At 72.1% G+C, this 15,808-nt stretch carries 15 protein-coding genes; 5 read left to right on the top strand and 10 right to left on the bottom strand.

The features are described 5' to 3' along the window. Nucleotides 1–60 precede the first annotated feature (60 nt). Nucleotides 61–468 carry a hypothetical protein gene (locus IE250_RS22255; RefSeq protein WP_189671506.1) on the top strand — a complete coding sequence of 136 codons (408 nt, stop codon included), beginning with the start codon at nucleotides 61–63 and terminating at the stop codon, nucleotides 466–468. 39 nt (nucleotides 469–507) lie between these two features. On the opposite strand, the gene IE250_RS22250 is transcribed toward IE250_RS22255, so the two are convergent. From IE250_RS22250 to IE250_RS22240, 3 genes are all read right to left on the bottom strand, one after another. Beyond that, nucleotides 508–3,294 (bottom strand): LuxR C-terminal-related transcriptional regulator, encoded by a 2,787-nt coding sequence (locus IE250_RS22250; protein ID WP_189671505.1) that lies wholly within the window; start codon nucleotides 3,292–3,294, stop codon nucleotides 508–510. 277 nt (nucleotides 3,295–3,571) lie between these two features. Next, nucleotides 3,572–4,015, bottom strand: coding sequence for a DUF7144 family membrane protein (locus tag IE250_RS22245; RefSeq protein ID WP_229872697.1), 444 nt, complete (start codon nucleotides 4,013–4,015; stop codon nucleotides 3,572–3,574). Between the two features lie 21 nt (nucleotides 4,016–4,036). Then, the gene (locus IE250_RS22240) at nucleotides 4,037–4,534 is read right to left on the bottom strand and encodes a DUF1269 domain-containing protein (RefSeq protein WP_189671504.1); all 498 of its coding nucleotides are present in this window, start codon (nucleotides 4,532–4,534) and stop codon (nucleotides 4,037–4,039) included. A gap of 355 nt (nucleotides 4,535–4,889) precedes the next feature. Here IE250_RS22240 and IE250_RS22235 point away from each other — a divergent pair, with 355 nt between their 5' ends. Together IE250_RS22235 and IE250_RS22230 are read left to right on the top strand one after the other, a co-directional pair. Then, complete coding sequence (locus tag IE250_RS22235) at nucleotides 4,890–6,371, top strand: BadF/BadG/BcrA/BcrD ATPase family protein (protein WP_189671503.1); 1,482 nt, start codon at nucleotides 4,890–4,892, stop codon at nucleotides 6,369–6,371. A 50-nt stretch (nucleotides 6,372–6,421) separates the two neighbouring features. Further along, nucleotides 6,422–7,456 carry a DUF4037 domain-containing protein gene (locus IE250_RS22230; protein ID WP_189671502.1) on the top strand — a complete coding sequence of 345 codons (1,035 nt, stop codon included), beginning with the start codon at nucleotides 6,422–6,424 and terminating at the stop codon, nucleotides 7,454–7,456. 89 nt (nucleotides 7,457–7,545) lie between these two features. Here IE250_RS22230 and IE250_RS22225 read toward each other — a convergent pair whose 3' ends face one another. The 6 genes from IE250_RS22225 to IE250_RS22200 all read right to left on the bottom strand — a co-directional run bounded on the left by IE250_RS22225 (nucleotide 7,546) and on the right by IE250_RS22200 (nucleotide 12,861). Beyond that, nucleotides 7,546–8,214, bottom strand: a complete 669-nt coding sequence (locus IE250_RS22225) for a M15 family metallopeptidase (RefSeq protein WP_229872696.1) — start codon at nucleotides 8,212–8,214, stop codon at nucleotides 7,546–7,548. Nucleotides 8,215–8,307: 93 nt separating this feature from the next. After that, on the bottom strand, nucleotides 8,308–9,423 hold the full coding sequence (locus IE250_RS22220; protein WP_308434179.1) for a sensor histidine kinase: 1,116 nt from the start codon (nucleotides 9,421–9,423) through the stop codon (nucleotides 8,308–8,310). 10 nt (nucleotides 9,424–9,433) lie between these two features. Next, complete coding sequence (locus tag IE250_RS22215; protein ID WP_189671500.1) at nucleotides 9,434–10,174, bottom strand: response regulator transcription factor; 741 nt, start codon at nucleotides 10,172–10,174, stop codon at nucleotides 9,434–9,436. Nucleotides 10,175–10,183: 9 nt separating this feature from the next. Further along, nucleotides 10,184–10,840, bottom strand: a complete 657-nt coding sequence (locus tag IE250_RS22210; RefSeq protein ID WP_229872695.1) for a VanZ family protein — start codon at nucleotides 10,838–10,840, stop codon at nucleotides 10,184–10,186. Nucleotides 10,841–10,969: 129 nt separating this feature from the next. After that, the gene (locus IE250_RS22205; RefSeq protein ID WP_189671498.1) at nucleotides 10,970–11,677 is read right to left on the bottom strand and encodes an SDR family oxidoreductase; all 708 of its coding nucleotides are present in this window, start codon (nucleotides 11,675–11,677) and stop codon (nucleotides 10,970–10,972) included. Then, the gene (locus IE250_RS22200) at nucleotides 11,677–12,861 is read right to left on the bottom strand and encodes an MFS transporter (protein ID WP_189671497.1); all 1,185 of its coding nucleotides are present in this window, start codon (nucleotides 12,859–12,861) and stop codon (nucleotides 11,677–11,679) included. Before IE250_RS22200 ends, IE250_RS22205 begins: the two co-directional genes overlap by 1 nt. A 130-nt stretch (nucleotides 12,862–12,991) precedes the next feature. Between IE250_RS22200 and IE250_RS22195 the strand changes: the two genes are divergently transcribed. Next, on the top strand, nucleotides 12,992–13,456 hold the full coding sequence (locus tag IE250_RS22195; RefSeq protein WP_189671496.1) for a winged helix-turn-helix transcriptional regulator: 465 nt from the start codon (nucleotides 12,992–12,994) through the stop codon (nucleotides 13,454–13,456). Nucleotides 13,457–13,760: 304 nt separating this feature from the next. On the opposite strand, the gene IE250_RS22190 is transcribed toward IE250_RS22195, so the two are convergent. Then, nucleotides 13,761–14,321 (bottom strand): VOC family protein, encoded by a 561-nt coding sequence (locus IE250_RS22190; RefSeq protein ID WP_189671495.1) that lies wholly within the window; start codon nucleotides 14,319–14,321, stop codon nucleotides 13,761–13,763. A 178-nt stretch (nucleotides 14,322–14,499) separates the two neighbouring features. Between IE250_RS22190 and IE250_RS22185 the strand changes: the two genes are divergently transcribed. Next, nucleotides 14,500–15,774: an ATP-grasp domain-containing protein gene (locus tag IE250_RS22185; protein WP_189671494.1), complete on the top strand. Its 1,275-nt coding sequence runs from the start codon at nucleotides 14,500–14,502 to the stop codon at nucleotides 15,772–15,774. The last annotated feature ends 34 nt before the right edge of the window (nucleotides 15,775–15,808 follow it).

Below are 15,808 nucleotides of genomic sequence, written 5' to 3'. Positions count from 1 at the left end.
GGACCGTGCAGGCACCGCCCTTCGGGGGCGACCCGCATCGATGGCAGAAAGGGCGTGGACATGAGACGGACCGCAGGAAGTGCCCTGGTCGGGCTGGTGCTCCTGGCGACGGCCGCGTGCTCCAGCGAGACACCGGAGCAGAACACCGAACAAGCCTGTGGCGCGGCCGAGCAGCTCACCGTCGCGCTGGACAACTTCGAGACGACGCTGACGCCGGATGCCACCGTGGACGAGGTTCGTGCCGCGGGTAGCGAGGTGCGCCAGGCCTGGCAGGACCTTGACGCGGCAGCGGGGGACGTGGCCGAGGACCGCGGCCAGGCGCTCGACGAGGCGTGGGAGGGCCTTGAGCAGGCCGTCGACGACGTCAGAGGGGAGACGACGGTCTCCGAGGCGGCCGACTCGATCCGGGACCAGGCCGCGGAGGTGCGGGAGGCGCGTGACGCCTTGGCGGACGAGCTCGGGTGCTGAGGGCCGAGCGGCTGGCCTCGGCGCGGTCGGGGCGGGTCGTCAGAGCAGGTGGAAGCTTCGGGCGATCTTGAGCGCTTCGCTGCGGCGGGACGCCGCGAGCTTGGTGTAGAGGCTCGAGACGTGCGTCTTGACGGTGTTCTCGGAGACGAACAGCGCGGCGGCGATGTCCGCGTAGGTCGCGCCCCGGGCCAGCTCGTTGAGCACCTCGCGCTCGCGAGGGCTCAGGGCCGGCGGGACGAGGGCCTGGCTGACGTCGTCGAGCTCGCGCGGTGTCGCGGTCTTCGAGGCGTAGAGGGCCGTGACGTCCGGTCGCCCGGCCGCTGTCGCCGCGAGCTCGTGCTGCCATCTGGTGGCGGGACGCTCGTCCAGCCGCCTCAGCAGCGTCTCGATGGGCGTGCCCTGGCGCGCCCAGCCGAAGAACGGCACGGCGTTCCGGCGCGCCTCGGTGACCGAGATCGCCTCCACCAGGCGGTCCTCCGAGCGCGACGGGTCGCCCAGGGCGTCGAGCAGCTGAGCCTCGCACGCCAGCGCGAGCGCGCGCGTGGGCGGCTGCGAGTAGGTCGCGTCCGCCGAGGCGGCCTCGAACGCGGCGGCCGCCCCGCGCCGGTCGCCGTCCCGGTCGGCGCGCAGTCCTTGCACGAGCGCTGACTCGCCCACGGCGCCGAGCAGCCCGAGAGTGTCGCCCAGCGACTTGAGCGTCTCGCGGTCGCTCGCCAGCGCCGCGACGAACGCGCGCTCGACGAGCAGTGTGACCCGCAGGTGCTCCGGGAGCTGGTCGTCCGTCAGCCGTAGGCACTCCCCGGGACCGGAGAGGATGCGCTGCGCCACGGCCACGTTGCCGGCGACCACCTCCTTGCGGGCGTCCCAGACGCGGAACCAGAAGCGCGTGCACAGGTCGCCGCTGTGATATCGGACGCCGGTCGTGCGTTCCACGATGTCTTTCGACGGCGCCGGGACGTCGAGGTCTTTCGACGGCGCCGGGACGTCGAGCAGGCGCGAGAGGATCTCGGCGAGGCGCGCTCGTTCCGCGACGAACCGCAGCCTCCGCGCCCCGGGAGACCTGGCGGCGACGAGGACCTCGTGGGCGAGCTCGATGCACGCGCTCTCCCGCCCGCGCATGTACTGGGTGAAAGCGAGGTGGCTCAGGGCGCACATCCCGAGCGGTGCCAGCCCCTGGCTGCGCGACAGGCTGACAGCGAGGGTGAGGCTCGTCTCGGCCTCGGTGAGCTCGCCGAGCCAGTTCTGCGCGACGCCGAGCTCGTTGGCCAGGACGGGCAGGACCTCGGCGTTGGCCTCCCGCACGGTGGGGCGCGTCTGAGAGGCGACCAGCACGCGCTTCGCGTGCCCGACGGCGGCGTAGGCCGGCTCGAGCCCCAGCGCGACCCGCCACAGCCGGATGCAGGCGATGGTCGCGTCGAGACCGTCCATGCCACCTGGGAGCCAGGAGTTCGACCACCGTCGCCGAGCGTCCAGCAGCCGGTCCCCCCAGTGCCGCGTCCCTTCGACGTCGTCCCGCAGCCAGCAGCCGAGGGCGATCGCGAACCAGATGTCCGGGCGGCTGCCGACGACCTCGGGCTCTGTCCGGACGAACTCGCCCACCTCGTCGTGGTCGCACTGGTTCAGCACCATGCGCACGCCGTCCCGTGCGAGGACGTCAGCCGCCTCGGCGGGCGCTCCTACACGAACGAGGCGGGGGAAGGCCTGGGACAGGTTGCCGCGCGCCACGTCGAGACCCACCGCACGGATGACGGTGGAGCGCGCACGGGCCGCGTCGACGCCGCCCTCGGCAAGCCGCTGCCGCACCACCGCCACCAGGAGCGGATGGACCCGGAAGCCGCCCGTGCCAGGGGGTTCCGCGTCCGGCGGGACCGGCGTGCTGTCGAGATCGGTCCGTTCCAGCAGATCCTCGCCGGACGGAACGGGAGTCTCCTCGTCGGTATCGGCGCAGTCGTGGTGGTCGTCGCGCATCACGAGCAGGCCGGTGTCCTCCAGCTCGGCGAGGATCTCTCCCGCGTGCTGGTCATGGGACAGGTGGGCAGCCGTGGACACGCTGACCACGTCCTCGCCGGCGATGGACAGCAGCAGGTGCCGCTGCCGGGGGGTCAGCGTGCTGAAGACCTCGCCCGCCACCCTCGTCGCGATCGGCGTGGCGTCGTGGGCGAGGAGGCGCGCCGCGGCCGCCGGGTCCGGTGCTGCGCTCAGCTCGCGGGCGGCGAGGACCGCGGCGGCGCACCAGCCGTCGGCGTGCTTGGTCACTGCGTGGAGCACCTCCTGGTCGTCGGTCCTGGCATGTCCCGAGACGAGCGACGCGACCTCGGCGTCGCTCAGTCGCAGCAGGTCGCCCCGCAGGAACGTGAAGTTGCCCAGGAGCTCAGGGACCAGCCGGGTCAGCGGAAGGGCCCAGCGGCTCAGCAGGAGGATCCGCATGGAGTCCGGTGCCGTGTTGAGGCGCTCGTCGATACGGCGCAGGGTCGTGCCCGGGAGCAGATGGGCATCGTCGACGACCACCAGGGGTGGGGACGTGCCAGGTTCGCGGGGTCCTGGACCGTCGAGGACGGAGCTGAGGCGGTCAGGCGTCCACGAGCTGTCGGCGCTGACCCAGACAGCGTTGTCGGCGTGCTTCGACGCGGTCTGCCGCAACCATCCGGCGACGCCCAGTGACTTGCCTGCGCCCGCGGGGGCTACGACGAGGGTGACGGAACCCTCGACCGCCGCGTCCAGCCGCTGCCACAGGCGTTGGCGTGGGACGTAGATCCGCGGTAGCGGCCGTGCGGGAGAGTCGCGGCCAGGTCGGCGGGTGCGCCCCGGCGGGCCGGGCGCGAGCATGAGCCGGGGCCCCCGTGGCGCAGAAGTTCTCCCGCGAACGGCGGAAGGGCTCTGTTCGGAAGGCATACCGCCGCGTCCTCCACTCGGATGGTGAAGTGGCAGTTGCCCCCGTGCTGCCGACCCGTGACGAAGTGACGTCACCGGCCCGATATCTGCGCATTCCTTGAAGCCAAGGACTGACGTAAGGAATGGGAAAGGTGCTTACGGACAATGATGCTCTCCATCGTCCGCCGACGCCTGCCAGGGGGGAACTTCACCCAGCCTCCGCGGCAGTGTCTTAGCCGCGGGTTCCGAGCAGAGTGGCCAGCGCCCAGATCACCGCGATATTGAACGCAATAATGACTAGGCTCCATATGGGGTAATAGGGCAGGAATGCAAAGTTTGCGAAGCTCGCGATGACCGCGAGCACTATTCCGGCTATATACGCCCATGTCTGGGCGGCGAGGACACCTAACCCCGCGGCAAGGGCGATCGCGCCGATGCCGATGTGGATCCATCCCCAGGTGGTGACGTCGAACTGGTAGACGTACTCGATCCCCGTGACGTAGACCTCGTCCGCCGCGACCGCGGCGATCCCCTGGAGGATCTGGAACGCCGAAACCATGATGAGTATGGTCCCCGCGAATCCCGCGGTGGTGACAGCGCCGGGCGGAGGGCCGTAGCTGGCGACGGGGGTCATCCCTGGGTAGGGGTCACGTCCCGGTGGGTTTGCGCTGGTCATGATCTCTCCTTCGGTAGTGGGTCAGTCCTCGCCGAAGACCTCGCGCAGCGCGGCCTCCTGCTCGTCGTTGAGGTTGGTGAAGATCAGCTCGGGTGCCTCCTGGCCGGCGAAGGCGTCGTGGATCTTGTCCACCACGGCGTCCGAGGACATGACGAACAACGCCGAGGTGCCGGGCGTGATCTCGTCCCGGACGCGATTGATGAACCCGTCGTCGATCCCCACGTCCGTGAGGGCGCCGCTCAGCGCGCCCGTGGCGGCGCCGATGGCCGCGCCGAGCAGCGGGACGAAGAAGAGGAGACCGAAGAGCATCCCCCAGAAGGACCCTCCGAGGGCTCCGGTGCCGACCGTCGAGCTGAGCTGATGGGTCTTGGGCTTCTTCGCGCCCTCGTCCCACCGCACGGTCGCCGCGTCGTGGAGGGTGATGAGGTTCTTCTTGGTGAGCTGCTGGATCGTCTTCGATGCGGTCTCTGCGCCCTCCGCACTCCGGAACTTCCAGACGGTCAGTGTTGCCTGGGGCATGTGAGGTTCCTTCGGGATCACGTGGAGTGGTCGGACCCTGCTACTCCAACGCCGGGAGGGCCCCTTGACCTCACCCGTTCCCGGTGAATGTGGCGAGCGGCGTCGTCAGGCCGCGGCCTCCGCCGCCACCCGCAGGTCGGCGACGCGGGCGGGTGCGGATCGGGCCGTTCCGGCGCGTGGCACGCGGTCACCTCCTCGAAGCTTCTCCCACCAGGCTGTCGCGACCCGGGCCCGCTCGCTACGCGAGCCGCCCAACCTCGATGTGTCAGACCCCGTGACCTGGGGCTTGACCACCGCAGCGTGCAAATTTCGCCCGGCGCATGCGGATCGAGAGATCCCGGGGGAGTATGTCCCGGTGCCGATAGCGACTGGTCAGCAGGGCGGGGCAAAGGCGTTCGAAACGGACACCCGGGTGGTTGGTGTGGACATCGGCGGCACGGGTTCGCGCCTGCGGGTCAGTACCGGACGGGGCGGGAGGTCCTACGAGGTCACCGGGCCGCCGGCCGCCGTCGTCGCCGGGCGTTCGACCGTGCCGGACGTGGTCCGGGAGCTGTGCCGGGACTTCGCCTCCGAGTTCGGCGGACGTCCTCGGGTGGCGGCCGCCGCCGTCGGCATGCGCGGGTTCCGGGCGATGACGCAGTCCGGCAGCCTCGACGCGAACCGCGTCCACGACATCCTGGCGGAGGAGCTGCGCACCGGCTCGACCGCCGTCTCGAGCGACGCCGTCACGGCCCACCTGGGTGCCCTCGGCGCAGGGCCGGGCGCCACGCTCGCCGTCGGCACCGGCGCGGTGGCCGTGGCGTGCGACGACGTCGGCCGGTGGCACCTCGCCGACGGGATGGGGCCGCACGTGGGCGACAACGGCGGCGGCTCCTGGATCGGACGGCGCGGCCTGGACGCCGCGGCGCGCTCGATGGACGGCCGGCGGATGGGCGCGTCGCCGGGCCTCGTCCAGGCCGCCGAGGAGCACTTCGGGCGGCGGGAGCGGTGGACGGCCGTCAACGACGTGTCGCTGTTCGCCGGTTTCGCGCCGCGGGTCATCGGGGCGGCGGGCAACGGCGACCTGGCGGCCCGCGAGATCCTCGACGAGGCGGCCCGGTTCCTGGCGGACGGGCTCTGTGCGGTGCTGAACCACCCCGGCGTCGCACCGGTGGCGGTCACCACGGGAAAGCTCCTGACGTACGCGCCGATGTTCCGGTCGATGGTGCTCCGGCACCTCCTGGAGAAGCGGGACGACGTGCGCGTGCAGGCCAGCGCCGGGCTGCCGCTCGACGGTGCGCTGTCCCTGGCGCGGATGCTGGCCGCACACCCCGCCGTCGTCCAGGAGCACGTCCCGCTGCTGGCGGTCCGGATCGGTTCGGCACCCAGGCGGGTCGACTCGATCACCCTGCCGAGGGTGGTTCTCCCGGTCGTCCGGCCCATGGCGCGGCCGGACAGCGCGCCCGTGGCCTGGGCCGTCGAGGTCAGCTCGGACTTCGAGTGGTCGGCCGGCGAGGTCCCGGCCGGCGGCATGGTCCCGGCCGACGCCGTCGTGCCGCTCACGGGTGAGCGCCTCGTGGTCGGCCGCCCGTCCCGGAGCCGCGGCGTGGTGCCCGACATCGTCTGCGAGGACACCGGCGTCTCGCGCAGGCACTGCGAGATCGCCTGGCTGGAGGGCGGCTGGACCGTCATCGACCTCGGGTCGGCCAACGGCACGTACGTCGCCGCGCGCGGAGACGCCCTGCCCACCGAGCCCCTGCACCCGGGGGAGCGCCGCTGGCTGGCTGACGGCGACCGCATCTACGTGGGCGGCTGGACCTGCCTGACGGCGCGGGAGGTCACGGCAAGCGTGCACTGAACCGTCGCGCTGAGCTGGACCGTCGCCGGCACGGCTCCTAGGTTTGCCGCATGTCCGGAACCGAGCTCGCCCGCGCGTACTGGGACGACGTCGTCCGCCCGATCCTGGACCGGAAGCTGCCGGACGTGCCGCGCGCGGCCGCGCGGCTCGGCTCCGGCTCGGACGTGCTGGGGCTCGACGACGACACCTCCCGCGACCACGACTGGGGCCTGCGGCTGACCCTGCTGGTCCCACCTGAGCACGTGCGCGATGTCGATCAGGCCCTCGGCGCGTTCCTCCCGGCGTCGTATCAGGGGCTGCCGACGGCGTTCCCCGTCACCTGGGACCTGGCGGTCAGGCACCGGATCGAGGTGGCGGCGCCTGGGGACTTCGTGCGGTCGCGCACGGGGCTCGACGTCGGCGCGGGCCTGACCGTTACCGACTGGCTCTCCCTGACGGGGCAGTCCGCGCTGGAGGTCACCGCCGGCCCGGTGTTCGAGGACACGTGGGGCGAGATCACCGCGCTGCGCGAGCGGCTCGCCTGGTACCCGCACGACCTGTGGCTGCACGTGCTTGCGGCCGACTGGACGCGTGTCGAGCAGGAGCTGCCGTTCGTCGGCCGCACCGGGCAGAGCGGCGACGACCTCGGCTCCCGGGTGATCGCCGGACGTCTGGTCACGTCGCTGGTCCGGCTCGGCTTCCTGCTGGAGCGGCACTGGCCCCCGTACCCCAAGTGGGCCGGGACGCTGTTCGCCCGGCTGCCCACGGCGCCGTCGGCCGGCGAGGACCTGGCCCGGGCGCTCGCTGCCGCGACCTGGCAGGAGCGGGACGCCGCGTTGCGCGCTGCCTGCGACGCGCTGCACGAGCGGCAGCGTGCCATCGGCCTGCCCGCGCTGGACGGGCCGGCGTGCGGGCCCTTCTACGACCGGCCGTTCACCGGGCTGCGCGACCTGCCCGGCGTGCTGCGCGGAGCCGTCACCGACCCGGAGGTGCGCGCCCTGCCGCACCGCGGCGGGGTGGAGCAGTGGGTGGACGACGTCGGGACGCTCACCGATGCGGGTGCGCGGGCCCGGCTGGCCGCCTGTGGCGCGGCCGACGCAGGCTGACTCACGTTCAGCAGGCTCCAGAGGGCCATATTGCGGCGGATTACGGCTCTCCCGAGCCTGCTGAACTGAGGTCAGGAGTGGCTGGACGTTCAGCCGGCGGCGCCGTCCTTCATCGGTGGGCAGGTGCCTCCCGGCTTCGTCAGCAGCTCGAAGTGCCAGATCTCGTTCGAGTACACCTGGCACAGCCCGTAGTCGGTGCCGTGCTGGATGAGCCAGTAGGCGGCCTCGGTCGGCCCGATGTCGACCGCCTCGCCGGTGACGTGTGCGGACAGCTCCGGCGTGCTGACCCAGCGCCGGGCCGCCTCGAGGCTGCCGTGCTCCTGGACCGCCTCGTCGAGCAGCTGCTCCTGGTAGGCGAGGCTGCGCCAGCCGCTCGTGACCCAGAAGTCGATGTCGTGGGCCGCTGCGTCGGCGGCAGCCTCTTCGACGGCGGCACGGAGGTCGGGGTCGAGCCCCGTGATCGCCGGGATGTCGTCGTCGAGCGTCGCGGCGCCGTCGGGCACCTCGCCCCCGCCCACGCCGGTCGACCCCGCCGAGTCCGCACCCGAGCCCGTGCCCGCGTCCGGCGCAACCTCGACGGACTGCACGACCGGCGAGTCGGCCCTGTCGAGCAGCGGATAGACGCCGAAGACGGCGGCCAGCACGGCGGCGGCCGTCGCGAGACCGAACGCCATGCGACGTCCGCCGGTGCGCCGACCGCTGTGCCGGGAGGTGGCGCTGACGTGTGCCGGGTACTGAGCGAATTCCTGTCGAGTCATGCCTCCAGCACAGCGACGACGGCGTTGCCACGGTGTCTCCGCTTTTCGATATGCCGGCGATAACCGCGCGCCGGCAGCGCGTCTACGACACCGTCACAGCTGCGAAACGTCTCCGTGGACGTGCGCGGCGGGCAGCCGCACCGTCACGCGCAGGCCGCCGTCAGGGCGGGGGACGAGGGTGAGGGTGCCGTCATGTGCCCGGACGATGCTCTTGACGATCGCCAGGCCGAGGCCGACACCCACATGGTCACCGCGGATGATGCGTCCGGTGCCGCGCTGGAACGGTTCGGTGAGCGTCGAGACCAGCTGAGGAGGGAGCGTCTCGCCGGTGTTCTCGACGGTGAGCAGCACGGTCTCGGGGCGGGCGCCGGTCGTGACCCACACGCTGCCCTGTTCGGGGAGGTTGTGGACGATCGCGTTGTGGACGAGGTTCGTGGCCATCTGCAGGAGGAGCGCGTGCGAGCCAACGGTGGGGGTGATGTCGCCGGAGGTCTCGATGGTGAGGCCGCGTTTCTCCGCGAGCGGGAGGAGCGTCTCGGAGGCTTCCTCCGCGATGAGGGAAAGGTCGACGGGCTCTCGGATGAAGGACCGCTGGTCGGCGCGGCTGAGCACGAGCAGCGCTTCGGTGAGGTCGATCGCCCGGGTGTTGACGAGCTGGAGACGGTCGACCAGGTCGCCGGTGTCGCGACCCGGATCGTTGCGGGCGACGTCGAGGAGCGTCTGTGTGATCGCGAGTGGTGTGCGTAGCTCGTGGGAGGCGTTGGCCGCGAATCTTCGCTGTTCGGCGACGTGTGCCTCGACCCGCCCCAGCATGGCGTCGAAGGTGTCGGCGAGCTCACGGAACTCATCCTTGCGGCCCTCCAGCTGGATCCGGTGGGAGAGCGATCCGTCCGTGGCCAGGCGGGCGGCGTGGGTGATGCGAGTCAGGGGCGCGAGCATGCTGCCGGCGAGGATCCATCCCCCCAGGAGCCCGAACCCCAGCAGGAACGCCAGCGCTGCGGCTGCCTTCGGGAAGAAGGCGCGCTGGAGATCCTCGCGGTCGGGGATGAACGGCGCACCGGGGCGCCCGAAGACGGAACTCGCCTCGGGGGTGTAGATGTCCGCGGGCACGTAGCGCAGCAGGAACACCCACACCACCGCGAGCAAGAGGACGCCGGCGACCATGAGGAACCCGGCATAGCTGAGGGTGAGCTTGAGGCGGACGCTCATCCCGGGCGCCCTATCCACGCCCGCCCCCCTGACCTGTGCCCGCCTCACCCAGGGCGCCGGCCCCCGGGGCGCCAGAGCCCGCGGCGTCGGCCCTCGTGTCTATGCGGTACCCGACGCCGGGCACGGTGGCGATGATCCACGGCTCGCCGAGTCGCTTGCGCAGCGCCGACACCGTGATGCGCACGGCGTTGGTGAAGGGGTCGGCGTTCTCGTCCCACGCCCGTTCCAGGATCTCCTCGGCGCTGATGACTCCGCCTTCGGCCGCGACCAGGACCTCCAGCACGGCGAACTGCTTCCTGGTGAGCGCCACGTAGCGCCCGTCCCGGTAGACCTCCCGGCGGAAAGGGTCCAGCCGCAGACCCGCGATCTCGCTGACGGGGGGCCGGGCCTGCGCGCGTCTGCGGTCGAGCGCCCTCAGCCGCAGGACGAGCTCCCGGAGCTCGAAGGGCTTGGTGAGGTAGTCGTCGGCGCCGAGCTCGAACCCGGAGACCTTGTCGTCGATCCGGTCGGCGGCGGTGAGCATGAGGATCGGGATGCCGCTGCCCGAGGCGACGATGCTCCTGGCGATCTCGTCGCCGGAAGGGCCGGGGATGTCGCGGTCGAGGACCGCCAGGTCGTAGGAGTTGACGCTGAGCAGCTCCAGGGCCGAGTCGCCGTCGGCGGCGATGTCGGCGGCGATCGCCTCCAGCCGGAGGCCGTCACGGACGGCCTCGGCCAGGTATGGCTCGTCCTCCACGATCAGCACGCGCATGCCTGAAGCCTAGGCACCGCGTGCGATACGAGGCCCCGTTCCGGCCGGGCGGGGCGTTGACCGCCACCAGGGGTGCGACGCAAGCGCGGCCAGCCCGGCGCCGGCGGCGTTGAGCAGCACGTCGTCGACGGAGGACACCCGATCCAGCCGCAGGACGTACTGCGCGACCTCGATCAGGACCGAGCAGGCCGCCGCGAGCGCCAGGACTCGCGGTACGGACGCCAGCGGCGCGAAGCGTATGGGGGCGAAGAAACCCAGCGCCGCGAACACCAGCAGGTTGCCGGCGATCTGGCCCGTCGCCCCCTCGGCGAGGGTCTCCTGCAGGTCGTGCAGCGGTACCAGGCTCAGCCGGCCGGGGACGGTGCCGGCCCCGCTTCCCGGCTGCATCGTCAGCCAGACGAACGGCACCGTCCCGTAGACCACGCCGACCTCGGCCACTGACATCCGCCATGCAGACGTCATGCCGGCGGCGCGCCGGCGGCGTGCCAGGATCCACAGCGCCAGCGCGGCCAACGGCAGGGTGACCACGGTCATGATGGCCACGCCGTTCCAGGTACCGGCCAGGTCGTGCCAGCTCCGGATCGGCATGGACAGCATCCTCAGTACCGTGCCGGCAGGGCCGAACGCGACGGTCGCCACGCCGACGACCGCCAGACTGACGAGCACGATCCTGCGGGTACGAAGGGCCGGCGCTGACGGTGCTGCCTCATGGTTCATGGCCCAAGTGAAGGCCGGTGACCGTTGCGGCGGCGTATGCATTTTTTGATACGCCCGCGATATACGGTGCGCGCGGCGTTACCGCGCGTTCTGCAGCTGCGGGTACAGCGCGGGCAGCGGCCCAGCGAGGGCCTGCTTGACCTGGCGGCTCGTCTCGTCCGCGAGGACCTCCGGCTCGCCCGCTTCGAGCCCGTCGTAGATCGCCACGACGATTTCGCGCGGGTCCTCCTTCGGCACGTCGAGACCGGCGGTCATCGGCGTGTCCGTGTATCCGAGGTGCGCGCCGAGCAGGTGCGTCTTCTGGTCGAGCAGCTCCACGCGGAGCGCGTTGCTGAGGGACCAGAAGGCCGCCTTCGTCGCGGCGTAGGGGCCGGTGCCGAGCCAGCTCAGCGCGGAGTGCACGTTGACGATGCCGCCGCCGTCGTTCCGGGCCAGGACGGGCGCGAACGCCTGCGTGACCGCGAGCTGCGCGAACACGTTGGTCTCGAACACCGAGCGCACGGCGTCGAGCGGCGTGCTCAGGGTGGGGAGCCCCGCGTCGGACACGCCGGCGTTGTTGATCAGGATCGTCGTGTCTGCGGCCCGCTCGGCCGCTGCGGCGACGGACTCGCGGGAGTTGATGTCCAGCGCGAGGGGCACCACGCGCGGGTCGTCCCAGTCGCGCGGCGTCCGGGCGGTGGCGTAGACCTTCTCGGCGCCCCGCTCGAGCGCCTCCGCCACGAACGCGCGGCCGAGGCCGCCGTTCGCGCCGGTGACCAGGACTACGGCGTTTCGGAGGGCAGTCATCAGTAGGAGCTCGCTTTCGTGGGAGTCGTTCGTACGGGGGCTTGGGGAGCGGGGATAACGGCGGGCGCAGCCGTACGGCCGCGGAGCGTGAGCACAGCCGCCAGCGCGAGCGCGACGACGGTCGCACTCCCCGCGACGAGCGCGGTCTGCAGGCCTTGGGCGGTGCCGATCGCGCCGACGCCGAGCGCGACCGTCGCCTGGACGAGGTAGGCGACCAGGTAGGCCGATGACGTCGTCGCGGCCCGGTGCTCGGCGGGAGCACTGCGTGTGACGAGGGTGATCCCGCCCGAGAACAGGAGGCTGTAGCCGGCGCCGCCGATGATCGAGGTCAGGACGAGGGCGAGCAGCGAGTGGGTCGCGCCGGCTGTGACCATCAGGCCCTGGCCGAGCGCTACGCCGAGGGCGCCGAGGCGAAGCGCCGAGGTGGCACCGAGCCGCCCCGCGACGAGCGCGACGACGCCGATGGCGGCCGCGGAGATCGCGAGGATGACGCCGTTGACGAAGGCGTCGTCGGAGCCCACGGCGTCCCGCGCGAACTGGGCCCCGATGCCGAGGAAGATCGCGCCGACACCGAAGGCGGCGGAGACGCCGAGCGCTCCCGCCAGGAACGGCCGCCGGCGCTGCGGCACGGCGGGCGGGCGCGGCCGCCAGCGGCTCGCGGTCGTCCGTGCGCGCCTCGGCAGGAACCAGGCGGCGATCGCGGCGACGACGATCGCGGCGAGCAGGACCCCGTAGCCCGAGCGCAGCGGGCTGGGGCCGAACTGCACGGTCGCGCCACCGATGAGAAGCGCGGCGACGAGGCCGACCGCCGTCGCCCCGGTTGCGATCGATCCGGTGCGGTCGCGGGTGCCGTCGGACCAGGAGGCGGCGATCACGCTCGTCGCGGGACCGAGGCTGAGGCCGACCCCGACGCCCATGAGCGCGCGGCCCACGAGCAGGAGAGCGAGGTTCGGCGCGAGCAGGAATGCGAGAGTCCCGAGACCGAGGAACCCGAGGCCGGCCAGGATCGTGCCCCGGTTGCCCACGGCCTCCGGAAGCCCGCCGAGCAGGAGCAGCGTCGCGATCAGGGCAACGGGGTAGGCGGCGAACACGGTGGTGGTGACCGCCGTCGTCAGGTGCCACTCGGCCGCATAGGCCGGGTAGACGAGGGTCGGCGCCGCCGACGCCCACAGCGCGAGTGCCACTGCGACGGCCGCCGTCCAACGACTGCCACGCGCAGCCCATGCGTAGGCCATCCGGCTCCGATCTGAGTAGGAAACGCCAACTTAGCAGGGCTGGATTGGAAACGGCAACTCAGATCGGTAGGATGTCGGGATGAGCACAACGCCTCGCGGCCTCAACGCCCGCTGCTCCGTGGCCCGGAGCCTGGAGGTCCTGGGGGAGAAGTGGGCGCTGCTGGTGATCCGCGAGGCGGCACTTGGCGTGACGCGGTTCGCCGACTTCCGCGCGCGGCTGGGCGTCGCACCCGACGTGCTCGCGGCCCGGCTCGAGACGCTGGTCGAGGGTGGCGTGCTGGAGCGCCGGCCCTACCAGGACAAGGGCCAGCGGCAGCGCGACGAGTACGTGCTCACCGCGGCGGGAGCGGAGCTCAAGACCATCCTGGCGGCGTTCGTCGCGTGGGGGGACGTCCACCGTCCCTCCGGGTTCGGCCCCTCCACCGTGTACGTCGAGGCGGCCACTGCGAGGCCGGTGCATCTCGCCTTCATGACCGACGACGGGCGAGAGCTAGCGCCCGAGGACGTAGCGGCGGTCCCGGGCCCGGGCCGGCTGGGCGTCTGACTGCGCGTTCTGCGCATCCGTCGTCCGGGGAAATGACTACCTGGCCAAGGGGGTAACGGAGAGGGAACATTGCTACGTCTCCGTTACCCCCTCGGCCCGGCACCACGAGATCAGGAAGGCCGGCCGGCGGCGCGAGACGTTCCCAGAACCAGGGCGGTGGAAGCTGCGGCCTTCCACCGCCCTCGATCTGGGAGTGGCAACGCTATGCCGAGCCCGGCGCGCGCGTCCCGGAGGGGCGGGTGAATGAGCGGGTGAAAAATGGCCGAAGGGTGATCGAGCGGGGTCGCGCAGCGTCAGCCCGGTGTCACTCCGTGGCGGGCTCGACCGCCGGGGCGGTCGACGGCGCGACGGGCGCACTGCTCCGACCTTCGGGTCGTCCGCTCAGCTCGGCGTCGAGCGTCTCCTGCGCCACGCGCATGCCCTCGGCGTAGACCGGGTCCTGCAGCCGCTGCCACATCACGTCCTCGGGGACCTCCTCGACCTGGCTGACCACCCACCAGATGTTGCCGAACGGGTCCTTGATGCGTCCGCCGCGCTGCCCGAACGCGTTGTTGTCCAGCGCCGTGACCACGACGGCGCCCGCCGTCATCGCCCGGGCGAACGCCGCGTCGGCGTCGGGCACGAAGATGCGCAGCAGGCTCGGCATGACCGGCCAGTCGGGGCGGCGGTCGAAGGCCAGCACGACGGTGTCGCCGACCCTGATCTCGCCGTGCCCGATGAGTCCGTCCTCGGTCACGACGCGCGCCAGCTCCTCGCCCTCGAACGCGTGGGCGACGAAGTCGACGAACGCTCCGGTGTCATCGGTGACGACCCACGGGGCGACCGTCGTGTAGCCGGCGGGGGCTGCGCTTGTGTTGTCGGGCATCGCAGGGGTCCTCTCGGAGCGCGGTTCCATCGGTGCTGCCTACCGTAGGGCGAGAAGCGGCCAGCCACTGTCCTGTATTTCTCCTGGGCGGTCCACAGCCCTGGTCGGCTCGTCCTGGCGATCCGTGGCAGGCTGTGCGCCATGTTGAGAACGACTCTCGTTAGCGGAGCGTGCTGACGTGGCCAACCTGCTGATGATCGAGAGCTGGCTGCAGTCCACCGGCCTGATGCTCCCGCCCCTGCTGCGCGACGGCGGCCACAGCTATGTGCTGGTCACCCGCGATCCCGACCTGTACCGCCTGCCCGACGGCGAGCCTCATCCCGTCCTGGCGCTCGCCTCCGAGGTGGCGATCGCGGAGACGAACGACGACGCCGCGCTCGTCGCCGCCGCTCGGGCGGTGGCGGCGCGACGCCGGATCGACGGCGTGCTGACGACCTGCGACTACTACCTGCCCGCGGTGGCCCTCGTCGCCGAGCGGCTCGGCCTGCCCGGCGCGCCGTCCGACGTGCTGCGCACCGCCACGCGCAAGCACCGGGTGCGCGAGGTGCTGGCGGCCGGGGGAGTGCCGGACGTGCCGTTCGCGACAGCCGCCACCTGGGCGCAGGCGCACAAGGCGGCCGCGGACCTCGGCTACCCGCTGGTGGTCAAGCCGGTCGACATGAACTCGGGGACCGGGGTGCGCAAGGTAGTGGACGAGGCGGGCCTCGCCGTGGCGTTCGCAGAGGCGACCACGCCCGAGCGCAACACCAGGGACCAGCCGCTGGAGCGGCTCGCGCTGCTCGAGCGGGTCCTGGAAGGTCCCGAGTACAGCGTCGAGTCCGTGACCAGGGACGGCGTCACGCGGATCCTGGGGATCACCGCGAAGTCCGTGGCGGAGCCGGGTGTCGAGGCCGGGTCCGGGTTCGTCGAGTCGGGGCACCTGTTCCCGGCGCCGCTCGCGCCCCGCGAGCGCGACGCTATCGAGCGGCACGTGATCGCGGTGCTCGACGCCGTCGGCCTCACGCACGGCATCAGCCACACCGAGGTGCGGGTCACCGCCGCAGGGCCGCGGCTGATCGAGCTGAACCCCCGGCAGGGCGGCGGCTACATCTTCGAGCTGGTGCGCCTCGTGACGGGCTTCAACCCGCTGCAGGTCCTGGTGGACCTGGCGCTCGGCCGTGGCCCCGTGCCCGGTCCCTCGGTCGCGGCGAGCGCGGCGGTCACCTTCCTCCTGGCCGACGCCGACGGCGTCGTGCGGGAGGTCCGTGGCGCGCAGCGCCTGGCCGACGACGACCGCGTGCTCAGCCACGAGACGCCGTCGCCCGGCCGTGAGGTGCGGCCGGGCGACAACAACGAGCGGATCGGGCACGTCCTGGTCGTGGACCGGTCGGGCCACGACGCGAAGGCCTGGGCCGACGAGCTGGCGGCCGGCCTGGACCTGGTGGTCGACGTCGCGGCGCTCACGCACGGCTAAGTCTTGGTTGTGGGCGCGACCGTTGCGCCTAAGA

It is taken from the genome of Promicromonospora soli (assembly GCF_014653785.1).
Lineage (GTDB): Bacteria > Actinomycetota > Actinomycetes > Actinomycetales > Cellulomonadaceae > Promicromonospora > Promicromonospora soli.
This window is presented reverse-complemented; position numbering and strand designations above follow the sequence as displayed.